Origin of the sequence: Streptomyces sp. NPDC004732 (genome assembly GCF_040609235.1) — a bacterium.
Taxonomy (GTDB): domain Bacteria; phylum Actinomycetota; class Actinomycetes; order Streptomycetales; family Streptomycetaceae; genus Streptomyces.
Genome location: NZ_JBEXJR010000010.1, coordinates 376,073 through 392,366, shown reverse-complemented (window position 1 = coordinate 392,366; position 16,294 = coordinate 376,073). Strand labels below are relative to the sequence as shown.

The window sequence follows — 16,294 nt, the reverse complement described above, 5'->3', positions numbered from 1 at the left end:
CCCCACCCCCGCCCTGCCCCTGGCGTGAGGGGGCAGCCCCGGCCCCTACCCCCGCTGGACGTCGCGGGGCAAACGGGTGGGTGGGTGGGAGACATCCGCCGCGGAGCGGCGGGGTTGAGGGTCCTGCCTGGCGGGGCGTCGCGGAGTAGGCGATGTCACCCGGGGGCTAGGGAGAGAGGGCCTGGGAGAGGTCTAGGGACGTGGCTACTCGGGATGCGACGCTTTCCGCGTACGTCGCGTCGGAGCGGTCGAACTGTCCTCGCCCCGCCCCCCGGAGAAACGTCACCACGCCGAGCGTGCGCCCCCTGCTGCGCAGGACGACACAGAGAGCGTGCACCGAGTCATCGGGCCACTGACGAACCGCCGCCCACTCCCGCACCCGCTCCACCGAAGCCCCCACCCCCGCACTGGCCCGCACGGAGCCGACCCGCTCCACGCTCTGCGGCGCGGGATGCCCCTCGGGATAGCGGACGGGGACGCCCGCCGTGGCGACGGGGCGGCAGGGTCCTGGCGGGCCCGCAGGCGTCGCCGCGATGCGGACCAGACGTACCGGATTCTCGCCCGCGAGCAGATCCACCAGCGCATGGTCGGCGAACCCGGCGAGCGCGAAGTCCAGCTGGACCGTGGCCGCCTCCGTCGGGTCCTCGCACTCCGCGGTGGCCCGCGCCGCCCGGTGCAACTGCTGGGAGCGGAACCGCAGCTGCGACGCCAGCTGCTCGGTCTGCTTGGCCTCGGTGACGTCGAGGAACAGCCAGCCGACGCCCAGCGGCACGGGCTCCTCCGCGAGCGGCGAGGAAAGGCGCAGGAAGCCGCTGCGCCAGCAGCGCCGCTCGTCCCCGTCCTCCTCGCCACCCGCCGCCCGCACCGTCACCCACAACTCGGCAGGTGCGGGCGGTGTCCCCTCGGCCAGTACGTGCGTCAGCGCGCTCTCCAGCTCCTCGACGCCCTGCCCGAGCAGATCGGCGAGCGGCCGCCCGAGGACGGCGCTGCGGCCCACCCCGAAGGCGCGGGCGGCGTGTTCGTTCACGACGGCGGGCCTGAGGTCCGCGTCGACGAGCACCACGCCCCACGACGCGGTCTCGAACAGCGCCTCGCTCAGGGCGATGGACCGCTCCAGGTCGATCTGCGCGTGCACCTCGCTGAAGGCGCAGTACACCCCAGACGACTTGCCGTCCCCGCCCCGCACGGACGACGACTGCATCCGCACCAGGACCCGTCCGCCGTCCTTGGTCACCAGCGCGAACTCGTGCACCTGCCGCCCCGGCGCGTCCATCGCGGACAGCAGCCGCTCCTCGACCTCCCCGGCATCGGCGGCCCGCACGGCCCACCCGGTGAACCCGTGCCGCCCGACGGCCTCCGCGGCCGTCCAGCCGAGGATCCGCTCGGCCTCGCGGTTCCAGTGCGTCACCACACCGTCGGCGTCGAACGCGCAGAGCGCGGCGTCCATTCCGTCGAGCAGCGCCGCGAGCAACTCGGCCCCACCGGGCTCGGGTTCTTCAGGACCCAGTTCGTCAGTAGTTCCGCTCTGCCGCGAAGCACTCACGTGGAACCCCCTACAGGCCGTGTCCTCGTCCTCATGAGCTGCCTGTACTGCATGAGCTGCGCGATCTGCCCGTACCGCATGTCAGATCATTCAACTGGAACGTGACGCAGCCCACAGGAAGTTCCCGGAAGTTGGAGAGAAATCGTTGTGCGATCGCGTACCCAGAAAATCGGTTGAGCCGCTCATCGCCCCTTCCTAAGGTGTCTATCACTCGAAGAAAGGAGGTGATCCGGCAGTGATTTCATTGCGGACGCGAGAGGTGGCTGCGGGCTAGCGGCCTGCCACCACACCCAGTGCGGTGCCTGGCCGGCACGTGAGACGAGCGTGCAGCCGGCCCAAACTCAAGCAGTCACCCGACCCGCGAGCCGCCGGTACGTCCGGCCGGCTCCCTCCGCCCCGGGGCGGCAGGGAACCAGGCTCGCGGGTCGCCTGCGTTTCAGGCCTGTATGGGCAGGCCTGTATGGGTACGGGGTGCGCCGCCTTCGGCTTCAGGCCTTGCTGACCGCCGTGAGGATTTCCGGCAGGCGCCGGGCCAGGCGCGGCGCCGCAAGGCGCATGCCCAGTTCCGTGATCGTCGCGCCGTAGACCGTGCCCAGGGGGAGCAGCAGCCAGGTCCACGAGGTCGCGCCCGAGGCGTGCAGCCAGATCGTGAGGGCCAGGACGGGGGCGCACAGCAGCGCCGCCGCGACCATGCCGCCGAAGATGGAGATCCAGGCGAGGCCCGCCTGGCCGGGGGCCACGTTCTTGTAGCCCTCCTGCGGGATGGAGTAGGGGAAGCGGGCCGATGACCAGGCACCCGTGGCCAGCATCGCGCCGAGCAGGGCGAAGGAGAGGCCGAGGACCTCGGGCAGGGCCGGCCAGTCGCCGAGCAGCGCGGTCGTCAGGACCGTGACCAGTGCTGCGTACGGGAGAGTGATCAGGAGGAGCGCGAGGGCCCGGCCGCGCAGCTCCACGTACGCGTCGCGCGTCGACGAGATCGTCATCGCCACCATCCAGAACGCCGAGGTGTCCTGGCCGAACTGGTTGTACATGAGGACCCCGAGCATCCCCGCCGCGAAGCAGGCGAAGTAGACGGATCCGGTGCCCTGCAAGGCGTTGAAGAGGGGCACGATCAGGCCGATGGCGAGGGACGTGACCCAGGCCGCCTTGGTCTTCGGGTCGCGCCAGACGTAGCGCAGGCTGCGTTCCATGACCGTGCCGGTGCGGCCCGCGGGCAGCAGTCCGCCGAGGGCGCCCGACGTGCGGGAGGTGCCCTTGTCCGGTTCGGCGGCCGCAAGCGTGGAGCCGTCCGGTGTCGTCATCAGGCGGGTCAGGCTGTGCTGCCAGAGGGCGAGGAGGGCGAGGAGCGCCGCGGCGGTCAGCATTAGTTGGGCCGCCGCCGTTGCGTACTTGCCCTCGCTGACCGAGTCCACCGCGCCGAGCGCCGCGGACGGCGGGATCCAGCGCACGACGTCCGCCGCCGGGTCGAGCGTGGAGAGGCCGGACGAACCGAGCTTCTGCGCGCCGAAGTTGACGACCTGCGCGCCGACCGCGATGACCAGGCCGCTGAGGACGGCGAGGTCGCGCCCCTTGCGGCTGGTGAGGAGGCGGATGTTGGCGGCGGCGACGGCACGGGCCAGCGCCACGCAGACGAGGAGCGTGAGGGCGACCGCGAGGACGCCGGTGACGGCCGCCGCCGCGCCGTGGGCCAGCGCGATCGCCGCCCCGGCCGCGAGGCAGAGCGTGAACAGGGGCCCGATGCCCACCAGGGAGGTGACGAGCAGGGCCCGTACGAGCGGGCGGGGGCGCAGCGGCAGCATCACCAGGCGCGTCGGGTCGAGGGTCTCGTCGCCGCTCGGGAAGAACAGCGGCATGACCGCCCAGCCGAGGGCGAGCACCCCGACGAGCAGGACGCAGACGGTCGCGGCGTGGGTGTTGCCGCGCAGCGCGATGAGGCCGAGGAGCTGGAGCGCGGCGAAGAGGAGCGCGACGGTGACGGACGCGATGTACGCGGTGCGGCGGCCCGTCGACTGGCGCAGGCCGTTGCGCAGGAGGGACAGCTTCAGGCGGACGAGGGTGAGCGTGATCGCCGGGTTCGTGGTGGGGGGCGCCGTGGTCATCGGGGGCCGCCGCCCAGCCAGTCGAGGTCGGATCCCGTGCCGCGGCCGTGTGCGCCGACGAGTTCGAGGAACGCCTGCTGCAGCGAGGGCGCCGCGCCCCGCACCTCCGCGAGGGTGCCGTGCGCGCGGATGCGGCCCGCGGCCATGACGGCGACCCAGTCGCAGAGGGATTCGACGAGCTCCATGACGTGCGAGGAGAAGACGACGGTGGCGCCGGATGCGGTGTAGCGCTCCAGGACGCCGCGGATGGTCTGGGCGGAGACGGGGTCCACGCCCTCGAACGGCTCGTCCAGGAAGAGGACTTCCGGGTTGTGGAGCAGCGCTGCGGCCAGGCCGATCTTCTTGCGCATGCCGGTCGAGTAGTCGACGACCAGTTTGTGCTGGGCGCCTGCGAGGTCCAGTACGTCCAGGAGTTGCGTGGCCCGCTTGTCGACCTCGGCGCCGGGCAGCCCGCGCAGCCTTCCGGTGTACGCGAGGAGTTCGCGCCCCGAGAGCCGCTCGAAGAGGCGCAGGCCCTCGGGGAGTACGCCGATGCGGGACTTGACCTCGACGGGGTCACGCCACACGTCGTGGCCGACGACCTCGACGGTGCCCTGGTCGGGCCGGAGCAGGCCGGTGACCATGGAGAGGGTGGTCGTCTTCCCCGCGCCGTTGGGACCGACCAGGCCGATGAACTTGCCCGCGGGCAGACTCAGGTCGATCCCGGCGACGGCGACCTGCTCACCGAACCGCTTCCAGAGCCCCTGGATCCGTACCGCCGTCGCTTCCGTCACCGTGCCGCCCTCCGCTGAGCCCGCCCTGTTCGCGGTGTCCGCCGTGTCCGCCGTATTCGCACGATACGTCGGCGGCGGCCCCCGGGGAGGTCAGCGGCTCAGCGGCGTGCTTCCCTGCCGCATGCGTACGCCAGCGGCGAGATGATCTCCTCGGCGTCCGGCAGCCAGCGGTTGGCGGCGGTGGGGCGGCAGGCCCACTGGACGGCGCCGATGGCTCCGAAGCGGGTCGGGGGCCCGGCGACGTAGGTGCCCTCGCCGAGTGCGATCAGGTCGATGGCGGCCGGCGGCCAGCCCAGCTTGCGCACGAGGTCGGGGACCTTGGCCGTGGCGCCGGGGAGCACGAAGAACTGCATGCGGCGGTCGGGCGTGCAGGTCACGGGGCCGAGGGTGAGCTCCATCCGCTCCATGCGGGCGAGCGCGAGGAAGCCTGCGGTCTCGGGCACGTCGATGGCGTCGAACGTGCGTCCGGTGGGCAGCAGGATCGATGCCTTGGGCTGTTTCTGCCAGAGCCGCCGGGCCACGGTCGCGCTGCCGGTGGCCTGGGTGGCCCAGTCCTCGCGGGCGGGGTGCGCGCCGGGCGCGTCGCACGCGGTGTCCCCGCACGAGCACTGTTCGACGCCCTCGAAGGACTCGAGCCAGGTCCCGGGGAACACGTCCCAGTGACGCTCTTCCGCATACCGCACGGCCGTGTCGAGCAAGGCCTCTCCGCGCTGCTTCGGGATCTGCGCGGCTGACGTGACTCCGATGGTCTCTTCCACGGAGTTCTCAACTCCCGGTGCCACCTCGGGTTACGGGCGCACGCGAGGGCGGGGGAGGAGCATCGATCCTGCGAGTGGGGCGCATGGGTGCATGAGTGGGGGCGCGCGGGAGGATTGACCGCCGAGTGCGGGTAGCCACGTGTCGGGCAATCGGAGGACGCCTCGGAGGAAGCCCGGGGATCGACAAGTCCGTACGGTCCGTACGGTCCGTACGGTTCGGACCGTAAGGACCGTCAGGACCGTACAGTTTGGCACTTGTAGTTCTTTATGGCTTCTTTTGCTTCTTTTGTGGCGCATCTTCGCCTTGGCCCAAGGGCATTGATCATCGTGAGGCGGTCCACGGCGGCCGTCCGTTCCGATGGTCCACGGTGCACACAGGGGGTACGCCATGGCCGCCAGGCCTCTCGTCGCGCGACAGCCCAATGAACGGCTGCAGGCGCTCATCCAGGAAGCCGGCTGTTCCAATGCCGGACTGGCCCGCAGGGTCAACATGTGTGGTGCGGAGCACGGCCTCGACCTGCGCTACGACAAGACGTCGGTGGCCCGCTGGCTGCGCGGGCAGCAGCCGCGCGGGCGGGCGCCCGGCATCATCGCGGAGGCGCTCGGCCGCAAGCTGGGCCGTACCGTCACCATCGACGAGATCGGCATGGCGAACGGCAAGAACCTCGCCTCCGGCGTCGGACTGCAGTTCTCGCCGACCGTGCTCGGCGCAATCGAGCAGGTGTGCGAGCTGTGGCGCAGCGATGTGGGCCGCCGTGACTTCCTCTCCGGGTCGTCCGTGGCCGCGTCCGCGCTCGTCGAGCCCAGCCGCGACTGGCTGATCTCCTCGCCGGACTCGCAGGTCGGCAGGACCGCGGGGCCGCGCGTCGGGATGTCGGACGTGGCGGCGGTCAAGGCGATGACGGAGGCGCTGACCCAGCTCGACCACCAGTTCGGCAGCGGTCATGTGCGGCCGGTCGTCGTGCACTACCTCAACTCCGTGGTCTCCGGGCTGCTCGCGGGTTCCTACCGGGAAGCGGTCGGGCGTGAACTCTTCGCCGCGGTGGCCCGGTTGACGGAGCTCGCCGGGTACATGGCGGTCGACACGGGGCAGCCGGGCCTCGCCCAGCGCTACTACATCCAGGCGCTCCGGCTGGCCCAGGCGGCGGGCGACCGGGGGTACGGAGGGTACGTACTGGCGGCATCGATGAGTCACCTCGCCGCGCAGCTCGGGAACCCGCGCGAGATCGCGCAGTTGGCGCGGGCCGCCCAGGAGGGCACGCGCGGGAGGGTCACACCCCGCGCGGAGGCGATGTTCTACGCCGCCGAGGCGCGCGGGCATGCGCTGCTCGGCGACGTGCGGGCCACGCAGGTCGTGGCGGGGCGTGCGGTCGAGGCGATGGACCGGGCGTCCGGAGCGGGTGACTCCGGGGACGACCCGGTGTGGATCCGGCACTTCGACCACGCGTATCTGGCCGATGAAATGGCGCATTGTCACCGGGACTTGGGGCAGGCCGACGCGGCGGCGCGCAGCGCTCAGGAGTCCCTGGACGGGCACCCGGAGACGCGGGCGCGGCGGCGGGCGATCGGCCTGGTGCTGCTTGCCACGGCGCAGGTGCAGCGGCGCGAGGTGGAACAGGCCTGCCACACGGGCCTGAAGGCCGTCGAACTCCTCGGCACGCTGCGGTCGAACCGCGGCGCGGAGTACCTGGAGGACTTCCAGGAGCGCCTTGAGCCCTACCGGGAAGAGCCGGTCGTACGGGAGTTCGGGGCGCGCCTCGACATCCAGGCGGCGTGAGAAACGGGCGGTGCCTCTCGCGGTGTGCCCCAGAACAGCGTCTGACAGGGAGGTTTTGTTACTGCGGACACCGAGTGGAGGGCGGCGTTCTGAGCTGCGTGGCAGAGGGATGTGGCGACCCGGTAGCGTGACCCGACGGTTCCGTAGGTCCCCCCAGGTGTAGGAGTCCCGGTGACGCAGCAGAGCGGTCAGGGCGCTGCTTCTTCCGATCCGCAGCAGCGGCCCGCCCACGAAGGCGTCGTGCTGCCCGCGGACGGCAGCGAGCCGCTGTTCCCCGGCACCGCGGGCAGGCACACCGCCCCGGCGGGCGGCAGCCCGTGGGGAGAGCCCTGGGGCCCCGAGTCCGCGGGCCCGCCCCCACCCGGCCAGGGCCAGGAATGGACCGCCCAGCCCCTCCCCCCGGAGGGCACCCCCTCGTACGACGCCCAGCAGCAGGGGCAGGGCGCAGGCCCCCAGCCCGGCTACGGCGCCCCCCAGCCCGGCTACGGCTACCCGCAGGCGGGCCCTGGCATCCCGCAGCCCGGCGCCGACGCCTCGCAGCCCGGCCAGGGTGCCCCGCAGCCGGGTTACGGCTTCCCGCAGTCGGGCCCCGGCGCCCAGCAGCCCGGATACGGCGCGCAGCAGCCCGGCGCCGATGCCTCGCAGCCCGGCTACGGCGGCCAGCAGTTCGGCCAGGGTGTCCCGCAGCACGGCCCCGGTGGCCAGCAGCCCGGCCAGGGTGCCCCGCAGTCGGGGTACGGCTTCCCGCAGTCAGGTCCCGGCGCCCAGCAGCTCGGATACGGCGCGCAGCAGCCCGGCGCCGATGCCTCGCAGCCCGGCCTCGGCGGCCAGCAGTTCGGCCAGGGCGCCCCGCAGCAGGGCCCCGGCGGCCAGCAGCTCGCTCCCGGCGCCCCGCAGCAGGGGTACGGCTTCCCGCAGGCGGGACCCGGAGTCCCGCCGCACGGAGCCAGCGGCCAGCAGCCCGGCGCCGATGCCTCGCAGCCCGGCTACGGCTACCCGCAGGCGGGCCCTGGCGTCCCCCAGTCCGGCCCCGGCGCCTTGCAGCCCGGCTCCGGCTTTCCGCAGTCACAGCCTGGCGCTCAGCAGCTCGGATCCGGCGCCCACCAGCCCGGTCCTGGTGACCCGCAGCTCGGCCCCGGCGGCCAGCAGCCCGCCCTCGGCGCCCCGCAGCCCGGCCCCGGCTTCCCGCAGGCAGGCCCCGGCACCCAGCAGCCCGGTTCCGGCGCCCACCAGCTCGGCCCCGGCGCCCACCAGCCCACCCCCGGCGGCCACCAGCCCGCCCTAGGCGCCCCCCAGCCCGGCTACGGCTACCCCCAGCCCGGCCCCGGCGCCCACCAGCCCGACCCGTACGGCCAGCCCGGTGGCCAGGCGCAGCCTCAGCCGCAGCACGGTCAGTCGTACGGAGCGCACGCCGCCCCGCAGGGGCAGGGCGCGTACGGGGCGCAGCAGGGGCACGGGGCCCACGCGGCGCCGCCTCAGTCGTCGGGGAGACATGGCGCGCCGCAGGCGGGGGAAGGTGCCCAGCACATACCTCCCGCGGGGGCCGCCCAGCCGCTGCCGCCCGCCGCAGGCGCCTCGCAGGGCATGCCGTTGCCGCCCGTCGCCGCGCCGGGAGCGCCCTCCGACAGCGATGCCACCCAGTACATCCCTCCCGTGCCCGCGAACCCGGGCGGGGACGAGGGAGCGACGCAGTACATACCTCCGGTGGGACCCGGCGCCCTGCCGCCCGAGGCTCCCGCCGCCGATGCCACGCAGTTCCTGGGCCGCACGCCCGGTGTGACGCCCGCGTCCGCGCCGACGTCCGACAGTGATCCCACCCAGTTCATCGCGCCCATTCCGGCAGGCCCCGTCACGCCGCCCGAACCGGCCGCCGCCCCCTACGGCATCCGCCCCGGCGCCCCCGGCGACCGGCAGCCGCCCGCCGAGTTCGACAGTCTCTTCCGCACCGAGTCGGAGGACGAGGGCCCGGCCGCGACCCAGCAGATGCCCCGCGTCCAGGCGCAGGGCCCGGGGGCGCCCGGACCCGTCCCCGCCCCCGAGCCCACGGGCGGCGGGCACGGCGGGGGCCGCCGCAGCCGCACCGGCTCGAAGGTGCCGCTGATCGCCGCCGTCGGCGTCGGCATCGCCCTGCTCGGCATCGGCGCGGGCGCCCTCCTCAGCTCCGGCGGCGGTGACGACGACGAGAAGGACGACGGCAAGCCCGTCTCCGCCTCGTCCGACCCCGACGAGCGGCCCTCGCCGACCGCCGACCCCGTCAAGGACCAGGCCGTCGCGCTGGACAAGCTGCTCGCCGACAGCAACAACAGCCGGGACGCGGTCATCGCCGCCGTACGCAACGTGGGCAAGTGCCAGAACCTCAGCCAGTCGGCGAAGGACCTGCGCGGCGCCGCCAAGCAGCGCAACGACCTCGTCACCCGGCTCGCCGGTCTGAAGGTCGACAAGCTGCCCGCCAACGACCAGCTGACGGCTTCCCTCAACAAGGCGTGGAAGGCCTCCGCCGCGGCCGACAACCACTACGCGGCGTGGGCGGACCAGGTGGCGGGCAAGAAGGGCTGCAAGAAGGGCCACGCCCGCAACACCCCGCAGGCCGCGGCGGGCAACAAGCAGAGCAACGTGGCGACCACCGCCAAGGAGCAGGCCGCGAACCACTGGAACGCGATCGCCCGGAAGTACACCCTGACCGAGCGCAACAGGACCCAGCTCTGAGGCGGCGCCCGGCGCGTACCCGTACGCGCTAAGCCGTCTGCTCCAGGGTCTTCTCCACGTTCACGAAGCCCTCGCGCGCCGGGACGAGCCGCCCGTCGCGCACCGTCTGGAACGTGACGCCCGAGTTGATCAGGCGCGGGAACTCGCTGGCCGCGAGCAGGTCCTCGAAGCGCCAGCTCAGCGTCGGCGTGAGGCCGCCCGTCCCGACCCGGAGGCCGCCGTCGAGGGCGCGGCGCAGGGTGCGGGACGACACCTCGCCGCCGTCGAGCGACTCGACGGCCTGCTTCAGGACGGTGTACGCGATCCACGTCGTCTGCACGCCCGCGTCCGCGGGGTCGACCCGGTTGTCGCCGAACGCCTGCTCGCGGATGACGTCCCGCATCCGGTCCCACCGGGCGTCGCCCGCCGCCGGGTACCAGCCGGTGACGTACGCGCCTTCGTAGGGGCCGTTCGCGCCGCCGGTGCGGTCTATCAGGGACTGGTCGACGCTGCCGAGCACCGAGGAGATGCGGACCGGCGGATAGTCGGCCCTGGTGCGCCGGAACGAGTCGTAGAACGTGTCCGTGCGCGCCCCGAGCGCGGCCGTCACACAGCCGTTCTGGGCGCCCGCGTCCTTCAGCGCCCGCTCCGCCTGCGGGGTGAGGTCGGTGCCGTCCTCGGGGGCGCGGATGTCGGAGACGGGCTTGTGGTGGCCGTCGGCGAGGCCCTGGTTGAGCAGCTTGGGCAGCTCGTCCCCGGCGAGGGTGTCGGGGCGGACGAGGGAGACCCGGTCGCAGCGGGCGGCGAGCTGGCGGCCGTTGCCCGCGAGGAGGGCGGGCTCGCCGCCGTTGACGGGGTAGGAGAGCGGGCTGCTGAACTCGTCGTCCGTGATGCCGTAGCCGCCGATGTAGGGGATGCCCGCGACTTCGAGCGGGCCGAGGAAGGAGCGGCCGTGCTGGCTGTACGCGCCGACGACCGCCACCACGTCGTTGTCGACCGCCTGCTGCGCGCACTCGGCGGCGCCCACCGGGTCGTTGTGGTCGTTGCAGGTGAGGACCTTCAGCTCGCGGCCGCCGAGGCCGCCGTGGGCGTTGACCCAGCGGGCATAGGCCTGCGCCATGGCGGGGACGCCGGGTTTGTTGGTGGCCTTGGTCTTCTCGGGGGCCCAGGTCATGACGGTGATGGGGTCGTCCCCGGAACCCCCCGTGGTTCCAGGGATGACCCCGCAACCGGATATCAGCGACGCACACGCCGCCACGGCGGCCGCCGAGAGCGCTGCGGATCGGGAGGGGCGGGGGAGGAAGGTGCGTCGCCAGCCGGTCATGTCCCTGCACGATTCCGTTGCGGGGCCAACCGCGGAGTGACTCGTACTCAACGGACAGTGACATGAAGGTGAACGGGCGGGGTCCGGTTCGCGTGCGCCGAGTGGGAACGTACGATCCATGACCGTGCAAGGTTCGGAGAACTCTTCCCGTCGCGGCCGTCGCTCCAGCACCATGGGTGGCATGCCGACCAACGACATGCCGTGGTGGCGCTGGCGCAGCAACGTGCGCTCGGCGCTGCACATGCTCTCCGACCCGGACTTCCAGCGTGCGTGCTGGCTCGCGGGACGCGAGGAGTACGGGGACGTGACCGACGCCGTGTACCGGCTGGTCGAGGACACGTGGCTGGACAACTGGTCCGCGGAGAAATACGTGGGGACGATCTTCCGGGACCCGCAGGAGGCGGCCCTCGTCGACTCGGCCGTGCTGAGGGTCCTGCGGATCATGCACGAGGTCGGGCCCGACGCGCTGGTCTCCGTCTATCTGGAGCACCCGGGGTGGCCCGAGGCGGTCCACGCGGCGCGCGACGCGCACGTGCGGCTGGCCGCGGGCGACGGGGAGGACCCGGACGTGCCGCCGCAGACGCTCGAGGTGCTGCGGATCCTGACCCGGTCCGCCTGACGGGACGATTGCCGTCGGCGGTGTCCGCTGTGGGAACCTTGGCCGCATGAACGAGCAGTCCGCCGCGCCCGCCGCCCCCGCTGAGCAGTACGTCCTCACCCTCTCGTGCCCCGACAAGCAGGGCATCGTGCACGCCGTGTCGAGCTACCTCTTCATGACCGGCTGCAACATCGAGGACAGCCAGCAGTTCGGCGATCACGACACCGGGCTGTTCTTCATGCGCGTCCACTTCTCGGCCGAGTCCCCGGTGACCGTCGACAAGCTGCGGGCGAGCTTCGCCGCGATCGGCGACTCCTTCCACATGGACTGGCAGATCAACCGCGCCGAGGACCGGATGCGTGTCGTCCTGCTGGTGTCGAAGTTCGGGCACTGCCTGAACGACCTGCTGTTCCGTTCCCGGATCGGCGCGCTGCCCGTGGAGATCGCCGCGGTCGTCTCCAACCACACGGACTTCGCCGAGCTCGTCGCCTCGTACGACATCCCCTTCCACCACATTCCGGTGAACAAGGAGAACAAGCCCGAGGCCGAGGCCCGGATGCTTGAGGTCGTGCGGTCGCTGGACGTGGAGCTCGTCGTCCTCGCCCGCTACATGCAGGTCCTCTCGGACGACCTGTGCAAGGAGCTCAGCGGGCGGATCATCAACATCCACCACTCCTTCCTGCCGAGCTTCAAGGGCGCGAAGCCGTACCACCAGGCGCACGCCCGTGGTGTGAAGCTGATCGGCGCGACCGCGCACTATGTGACGGCCGACCTCGACGAGGGCCCGATCATCGAGCAGGAGGTCGAGCGCGTCGGGCACGGCGTCACCCCCGACCAGCTGGTCGCGATCGGCCGTGACGTGGAGTGCCAGGCGCTGGCGCGGGCCGTGAAGTGGCACGCGGAGCGCCGGATCCTGCTGAACGGCAGCCGCACGGTCGTCTTCCCCTGAGGATCTCCTGAGACAGCTACATCCGGCTGAGCGAGGCCGCCGCGAACAGCACGTCGCGGATCGCCTCGCGGTCGCCGTCCTGGCCCGCGGCCGCCTCCTCCGGTGAGACGTGCCCGGCGGCGAGGCGGCAGAACTCGACGCCGTCCAGCGCCACATGGGCCACCTCGTGCTCCCGCGAACCGGTGGCCGCGGGGGAGTCGAGCGGGATGAGCCACTCGCCGCCGCCGAGCCCCTCGATCTCCAGGCGCAGGCTGCGGCCCGGCGCGCCCGCCGCGACCAGGCGGCGGGACGGGGTGGCGAGCCCGGCGCGGCGGCGCTCGGCGAGCGTGCCGGGGAGCAGCCGGGCGGCGAGGTCGATCATGCGGTGGAGGTGCCGGGGCGAGGGCGGCGCGTACGGATAGTCGACCGCGTCGGCGATGTCGCCCGCGTGGATCCAGCACTCGAAGGCGCGGTCCACCATCGAGTCCCGCAGCGGCAGCTCGATGGTCTGCCGCTGCCCGGCGTCGCCGGGGACGGCCACCGTGCCGTACGGCACCGGGAGGCGGCCGGTGCCGCCGCCGGAGCCCGCGGCCCCGGAGGTGCTCCCGGCCGTGAACGACACCGTGCGGATCAGCTCGTGCGTCTGCTCGCGCCAGGGGGCGCGCACCGCGCGCGTGGGCGGGAAGTGGGAGGCGCGCCAGTACGCCTCGGTGCGGTGGGCCGGGTCCTGGGCGACCCGGGAGTCCGGGCCGAGCGGGTCGTCGAGGCCGAGGGCGAGCCCGACCATCCCGTCGACCGCGATGAGGTGGGAGATGACCCCGGCCACCGTCGTCTTCCTGCTGACCGGTCCTTCGTCGTCGAACCAGCGCAGCCGCACCGGCGCGTGCCACTCCGCGTCGCCGATGTCCTGGAGGAGGGCGTCGAGGCGGGCGGTCTCCGCGTCGTAGGGCACGGCCCACTCGGGCACCGGGATGCGCGGCGGGCGGCGGCCGAGGCAGCTCTCCAGGACGCGGGTGCGCAGACCGGGGTCGAGGTCGAGGCTCTCCTCGGGGTGCAGCAGGCCGACGGCGTCGCGCAGCCGGAGGGCTTCTTCCGCGCACGGGCCGCAGCCGCCGAGGTGCTCCTCGACGGCCATGGCCTCCTCCGCGGAGCAGGCGGCGAGCGCCCAGGCGCCGAGCAGGGACTTGAGGACGCGGTGCTCCAGGACGAGGGGCGCGGGCGGCGGCGCCGGGTCGGGCAGGGTCTGTCCGGTGTCCTCCACGGAGGAGCGCGGCAGCGGTATGCGCGGCGCGGTGCCGCCCGGGTGGTCGGGGTGCTCCGGCTCGTCGTGCGGCTCGGGGCGGTCGGAGCCGGTCACAGCGCCGCTCCGGGGCCGGGCGACGTGTCGTGGGTGCGGCCTGAGGGCGGGGCGCCGGTGTCGTTGGCCGTGGACAGGAGCTGCAGGCCGAGGCGGAGTCTGCGGCGGGCCTCGTCCTCGGTGACGCCGAGGTCGACGGCCGTCTGGCGGTAGTCGCGCCGCTGGAAGTAGGCCAGCTCAAGGGCGGCGCGCAGCGGGGTGGGCATGGCCGTGACGATGTAGTCCGCGCGGGCGGCGGCGGAGGCGCGGCGGACCTTGCGCTCCAGGTCCTCCGTGGTGCCCTCGCCGCCGAGGGCGAGGGCGGCGGACTCGGTCTGGCGGAGCCTGCGGACGGCCCGCTGGTGCGTGAGGGTGGCGATCCAGGAGCGGAGCGGGCCCTGCCGTGGGTCGTACGCGTCGGGGTTCTCCCAGACGTGGCTGAAGACCTCGCGGGTGATGCGGTCGGCGGCGCTCTCGTCGCCCAGGACGCGGTGGGCCAGGCCGTGCACGAGTGAGGCGAAGCGGTCGTACAGCTCTCCCAGCGCGGCGGCCTCGCCGTGCGCGAGGCGCTGTTGCATGCGGCGGTCCCAGCGCCGCGGCGCGTCCTTCGGCATGCGGCCCCCTCGTGCGCTTGCCTTGTCCTGCATCTGCCCGTGCTGCCTACTCGAACGGTACTTCGGGTTCCCTCCCTCCCTCGAATGTAGTCGGCGCCGCTGATGGAGCACTCCTGTTTGGGGCAAACCCCGCTCCTCGGCGGAGGCCGGATGATATTGACGGTGGCCTGCTGGTGTTTCATGGGAGACAGGTGGGGCAGCCGAAGCTGAACGAAACGTAAGGACTGCTTCCGGATCACCCCGCAGGCGCGGGGCAGGCAACGGCGAGCGAGAGGCGTGACGCGTGACGCTCAAGGTGACCGTGGGCGAGCAGGACGGCTGGGCCGTCCTGTGCGTCTCAGGAGAGATGGATCTGCTGACCTCACCCGTGCTGCGCCAGCGCGTGCACGACGCCGTCGCCGACGGCCGCCGCCGTATCGTGCTCGACCTCTCCGAAGTGCTGTTCTGCGACTCCAGCGGCGTCGGCGTGCTGATCGCCACGCGCCGTCTCATCCGCTCCTTCCAGGGCCATTTGCGGCTGATACTGCCCGCCAAGGGCGCCGAGGACGGCTCGCACGTGAACCGGGTCCTCGCGGCGCTCGGCGTGCGCCGCCTCTTCGAGGTCTTCCCGGACGTGCATGCCGCGCTGGACGACGAGGCGGTCCCGCTCTCCGCCTAGGGACCGCCCTGGCCGGGCCCGCTGTTCCCTAGCCCACATGACGCTTCGCCGTGGCCACGAAGGAGTTGATGGCCTCGCGCGAGACGCGGCGCCGCTCGGCGAGCTCGTCGCGGTCGTCGGCCCTGCGCAGATCGGCGACGTGGTCGAGGGTCTCCCACGCGAGCCGCACCAGTTCCTCGTCGTTCGAGAGCAACTGCACGCGGAACAGCGCCTCCTGGGCCTCGGACCGCATCTCGTACGAACGGAAGCGCGACTCCTCGCTCTCCTCGTGCCGGTTCGCCGCGCTGCTGAACCAGCGGTCGACCAGTATCCGCCGGTAGTTGACCAGCGCCCCGGCATACGCGATGTACGCGTCGATCCGCTCCTGCCGCAGCTTCTCGCCGCGCGTGAACCGCTCCGTGCGCTCGATCGCCCTCCGCTGGAAGGAGTGGGTGAGCCCCGCACCCAGGAGAGTTCCCAACACCGCTATGACGCTCGCCGCTACCGCTTCCACGCAGCACAGTGGAGCACATCACACCTGTGGAACACCCTTGTCCCGGAATTCCCGCGGTCTTGACACAAGCGCCGCTTTCCCGCCTCCGGGAGGCCATCACCACGTACGCTCGCAGCTGGGGAAACACCCCCGGAGCATGCACCCAACCGCGGAAGTGAGGCGGCCCGAAGATCATGGACAGTGCCGAGTACGAGCGTAGGATCGCGGCCCGGTTCGCCACCTTCGACCAGGACGGCAACGGCTACATCTCCCGTGAGGACTTCAGCACGGCGGCGGCCGCCCTGTGCACGGAGTTCGGCGCCACGGCGCGGTCCGAGAAGGGCCAGGCCCTCTACATCGGGGCCGAGGCGTTCTGGCAGGGCATGGCGGGGATCGCGGACCGGGACGGGGACCAGCGGATCACCCGCGACGAGTTCGTGGGCGGCGCGGTGAAGCGGCTGCGGGACAACCCCGAGCGGTTCGCCGAGATCGCGCGGCCGTTCCTGCACGCGGTGATCGGCGTCGCCGGTGCCGACGCCACCGTGTCCCCGGCCGACGCCGGGCGCGCGCTCAAGGCCCTCGGCGTGCCCGAGGACATCGCGGCAGGGGTGGCCGCCGCGCTGGACGCGGACGGCGACGGCCGCGTCTCGGAGCAGGAGATCGTGACGGCCTTCGCGCAGTACTTCACCGTTCCCGAGTAGCGGCAGGCACTCGCGCGCGGTCCCGGGT

14 protein-coding genes are annotated in these 16,294 nt (G+C 72.8%); 6 read left to right on the top strand and 8 right to left on the bottom strand.

Translation table 11 applies throughout. The features are described 5' to 3' along the window. Positions 1 to 166: 166 nt before the first annotated feature. The 4 genes from ABZV77_RS30505 to ABZV77_RS30490 form a co-directional block, all read right to left on the bottom strand. Positions 167 to 1,543 (bottom strand): PAS domain-containing protein, encoded by a 1,377-nt coding sequence (locus tag ABZV77_RS30505; protein WP_356263585.1) that lies wholly within the window; start codon positions 1,541 to 1,543, stop codon positions 167 to 169. Positions 1,544 to 2,031: 488 nt separating this feature from the next. Then, a complete protein-coding gene (locus ABZV77_RS30500) occupies positions 2,032 to 3,642 on the bottom strand; it encodes a transporter (RefSeq protein WP_356263582.1) in 1,611 nt (536 codons plus the stop codon). After that, the gene (locus ABZV77_RS30495; protein ID WP_356263580.1) at positions 3,639 to 4,415 is read right to left on the bottom strand and encodes an ABC transporter ATP-binding protein; all 777 of its coding nucleotides are present in this window, start codon (positions 4,413 to 4,415) and stop codon (positions 3,639 to 3,641) included. Before ABZV77_RS30495 ends, ABZV77_RS30500 begins: the two co-directional genes overlap by 4 nt. Before the next feature lie 98 nt (positions 4,416 to 4,513). Beyond that, a complete protein-coding gene (locus ABZV77_RS30490) occupies positions 4,514 to 5,173 on the bottom strand; it encodes a bifunctional DNA primase/polymerase (RefSeq protein WP_356263577.1) in 660 nt (219 codons plus the stop codon). 388 nt (positions 5,174 to 5,561) lie between these two features. Here ABZV77_RS30490 and ABZV77_RS30485 point away from each other — a divergent pair, with 388 nt between their 5' ends. Next, on the top strand, positions 5,562 to 6,950 hold the full coding sequence (locus tag ABZV77_RS30485; protein ID WP_356263574.1) for a transcriptional regulator: 1,389 nt from the start codon (positions 5,562 to 5,564) through the stop codon (positions 6,948 to 6,950). Positions 6,951 to 7,121: 171 nt separating this feature from the next. Then, on the top strand, positions 7,122 to 9,656 hold the full coding sequence (locus tag ABZV77_RS30480; protein WP_356263571.1) for a hypothetical protein: 2,535 nt from the start codon (positions 7,122 to 7,124) through the stop codon (positions 9,654 to 9,656). Between the two features lie 28 nt (positions 9,657 to 9,684). Here ABZV77_RS30480 and ABZV77_RS30475 read toward each other — a convergent pair whose 3' ends face one another. Beyond that, positions 9,685 to 10,959, bottom strand: a complete 1,275-nt coding sequence (locus ABZV77_RS30475; RefSeq protein WP_356263568.1) for an ABC transporter substrate-binding protein — start codon at positions 10,957 to 10,959, stop codon at positions 9,685 to 9,687. Between the two features lie 118 nt (positions 10,960 to 11,077). Between ABZV77_RS30475 and ABZV77_RS30470 the strand changes: the two genes are divergently transcribed. Together ABZV77_RS30470 and purU are read left to right on the top strand one after the other, a co-directional pair. After that, entirely contained in the window at positions 11,078 to 11,578 is a 501-nt protein-coding gene (locus ABZV77_RS30470) for a hypothetical protein (RefSeq protein WP_356263565.1), read from the top strand. A 46-nt stretch (positions 11,579 to 11,624) separates the two neighbouring features. Further along, entirely contained in the window at positions 11,625 to 12,506 is an 882-nt protein-coding gene (gene purU, locus ABZV77_RS30465; protein ID WP_356263562.1) for a formyltetrahydrofolate deformylase, read from the top strand. Between the two features lie 16 nt (positions 12,507 to 12,522). Here purU and ABZV77_RS30460 read toward each other — a convergent pair whose 3' ends face one another. Both ABZV77_RS30460 and ABZV77_RS30455 read right to left on the bottom strand, forming a co-directional pair. Further along, positions 12,523 to 13,842: a zf-HC2 domain-containing protein gene (locus tag ABZV77_RS30460; protein WP_356263559.1), complete on the bottom strand. Its 1,320-nt coding sequence runs from the start codon at positions 13,840 to 13,842 to the stop codon at positions 12,523 to 12,525. Next, entirely contained in the window at positions 13,839 to 14,435 is a 597-nt protein-coding gene (locus ABZV77_RS30455) for a sigma-70 family RNA polymerase sigma factor (RefSeq protein WP_356263557.1), read from the bottom strand. The genes ABZV77_RS30460 and ABZV77_RS30455 overlap by 4 nt, the downstream gene beginning before the upstream one ends. A 283-nt stretch (positions 14,436 to 14,718) precedes the next feature. On the opposite strand from ABZV77_RS30455, the gene ABZV77_RS30450 reads away from it, so the two are divergent. After that, positions 14,719 to 15,093, top strand: a complete 375-nt coding sequence (locus tag ABZV77_RS30450; protein WP_356263554.1) for an STAS domain-containing protein — start codon at positions 14,719 to 14,721, stop codon at positions 15,091 to 15,093. A gap of 28 nt (positions 15,094 to 15,121) precedes the next feature. On the opposite strand, the gene ABZV77_RS30445 is transcribed toward ABZV77_RS30450, so the two are convergent. Further along, the gene (locus ABZV77_RS30445; protein ID WP_356263551.1) at positions 15,122 to 15,586 is read right to left on the bottom strand and encodes a hypothetical protein; all 465 of its coding nucleotides are present in this window, start codon (positions 15,584 to 15,586) and stop codon (positions 15,122 to 15,124) included. 173 nt (positions 15,587 to 15,759) lie between these two features. On the opposite strand from ABZV77_RS30445, the gene ABZV77_RS30440 reads away from it, so the two are divergent. Next, a complete protein-coding gene (locus tag ABZV77_RS30440; protein WP_356263548.1) occupies positions 15,760 to 16,266 on the top strand; it encodes an EF-hand domain-containing protein in 507 nt (168 codons plus the stop codon). Positions 16,267 to 16,294: the final 28 nt, after the last annotated feature.